General features: G+C 74.6%; 2 protein-coding genes. Both read right to left on the bottom strand.

From position 1 onward, the window contains the following. Nucleotides 1-56 precede the first annotated feature (56 nt). Nucleotides 57-1,436, bottom strand: a complete 1,380-nt coding sequence (locus ABD067_RS17990) for a S41 family peptidase (protein ID WP_343896748.1) — start codon at nt 1,434-1,436, stop codon at nt 57-59. A gap of 81 nt (nt 1,437-1,517) precedes the next feature. Further along, nucleotides 1,518-1,916, bottom strand: a complete 399-nt coding sequence (locus ABD067_RS17985; RefSeq protein ID WP_343896747.1) for a murein hydrolase activator EnvC family protein — start codon at nt 1,914-1,916, stop codon at nt 1,518-1,520. Nucleotides 1,917-2,176: the final 260 nt, after the last annotated feature.

The raw sequence follows: 2,176 nt of genomic DNA, 5'->3' as shown, positions 1-2,176 counted from the left end.
GCGGCGGGCGCCGCCGCGGCCGCCACGCCCGCCGCGTTCCCGTCGCCGCCCGGCGGTCAGCGGGCCGCGCGGCGCCCCGGGCCCTGCGCCACCGCGAGGTTCCGCAGCAACTGCGTCGCCTGCTGCAACTGAAAGTCGGTTTCCGGCTTGGTCGGGTCGAAGGCCGGCGCGCCTTCGGCCGGGAGCCGCGTGACGCGCTCGGCCACGCCGGCCGGGAGTTGCAGCGGCGGAATCGCCGCGCCGGCCGGTTGCTGCTGCACGGCGCCCTCGTTGCGGAGCGCCCGGCGCAGGTCGGCCTCCCGTTCGCGCGGGATGTTGGCCGTGGCCTGCTCGCGCTGCGCCAGCACCTCGATATCGGGCTCGATGCCGGTCGCCTGGATGGAGCGGCCCGACGGCGTGAAGTAGCGCGCCGTGGTCAGGCGGATGGCGCCCTGGCCCGGGATCGGCATCACCGTTTGCACGCTGCCCTTGCCGAAGGACTTCACGCCCAGCACTATCGCCCGGCGGTGGTCCTGGAGCGCGCCGGCCACGATCTCGGACGCGGAAGCGGAGCCGCCGTTGATCAGCACCACCACCGGCAGGCCGCTGGCGATGTCGCCCGCCTTCGCGTTCCAGCGCTGCGCGTCTTCCTGGCGGCGGGCGCGGGTGGAGACGATCTCCCCCTGTTCCAGGAAGTCGTCGGCCACCTGCACCGCCTGGTCCAGCAGGCCGCCGGGGTTGTTCCGCAGGTCGAGCACCAAGCCCTTCAGGTTGCCGCCGGCCTGGCCGCGGAGCGACTGCACGGCGCGGCGCAGCCCGGCTTCGGTCTGCTCGTTGAAGGAGGTGAGGCGCACGTAGCCGACGTCGTTGCCCTCCATCCGGAAGCGCACCACTTGGGGGCGGATCACGTCGCGCGTCAGGGTCAACTCGATCGGCCGGTCGGCGCCCTCGCGGCGGAGGGTGATGCGGATGGTGCTGCCGCGCTCGCCGCGCATCTGCTCCACCGCCTCCTGCAAGGTGAGGCCCTGCACGGAGTTGCCGTTGAGGTGGGTGATGAGGTCGCCGGGCTTCACCCCGGCGCGGAAGGCCGGCGTCTCGTCGATCGGCGAGATCACCTTGATGTAGCCGCCCTCCTGCGTGACCTCGATGCCGAGGCCGCCGAACTCGCCGCGCGTCTGCACCTGCATGTCGCGGTAGTTGCGCTGGTTCAGGTAGGAGGAGTGCGGGTCGAGCCCGGTCAGCATCCCGTTGATGGCGTTCTCGACCGCGTCGCGGTCGCTGATCGGCTCCACGTATTCGGCGCGGACGCGCTCGAACACGTCGCCGAACAGGTTGAGGAGGCGGTAGGTCTCCGCCCGCCCGCCGTCCTGTGCCAAGGCGCCGACCACGGGCCCGATCGCGACCCCGGCCGCGAAGGCCGCCGTCACCGCCGCAACGCTGCGCATCTTGAGTTTCATGCGGCCTTTCGATCCTTGCTTCCCGCCGTCGCCGGCGCGCCCACGCCCGACCGCCCGCCGATCCGTCCCCGGGCGGGGCCGTCAGCCCCGCGCCGCGAACCACGGCCGCGGGTCGACCGGGTCGCCGCGGCGGCGGAGCTCAACATACAACGTCGCGCGGCCGGGACCATCAACTGTTCCCGCACCGGGCGACGACGACGACCCGCCCCCGAGCACCCCCACAGGCTCGCCCGCCAGCAGCTTCTGGCCCGGGGACACATCCAAGCGGTCCAGCCCACCCAGGACGAAATGGTAGCCTTCGCCGCAATCCACAATCAACAATCGGCCGTAGGAACGGAAGGGCGCGGCGAAGGCCACCCGGCCCCCGCAAGGGCTCACCACCCGGGCACCGGCCGGGGCCTGCAAGGTGAGGCCGCGCGCCGGCCCGCCCTCCCCCGCCGCCCCGAATTCCCGTGCCACCTGCCCCCCGGCGACGGGCATGACCCTGCCTCCACGAGCCGCGACGGGCGGCGCGGCGGCGGCGGCCTCGCGCCTCTCCTCGGGCGCCGGTGGCTGTTCCCGCGCCTCCGCTCCCCCCGACCGGCCGTGCGCGGCGGCGGCAGGCTCTCGCTCCTCCGGCGGCGGCGGCGGCTGTTCCCGCGGCTCCGGGCGGGGCCGGGCGCGGGCCGCGGCGGCCTCGCGTTGGGCTCCCTCCCGCGCTTCGCGCTCCAACCGGGCGAGCGCGCCTCCCAAGTCGGCGG

It is taken from the genome of Craurococcus roseus (assembly GCF_039523795.1).
GTDB lineage: Bacteria > Pseudomonadota > Alphaproteobacteria > Acetobacterales > Acetobacteraceae > Craurococcus > Craurococcus roseus.
Note: the sequence above shows the minus strand (reverse complement) of the source record. Positions and strands in the feature narration are given on the sequence as shown.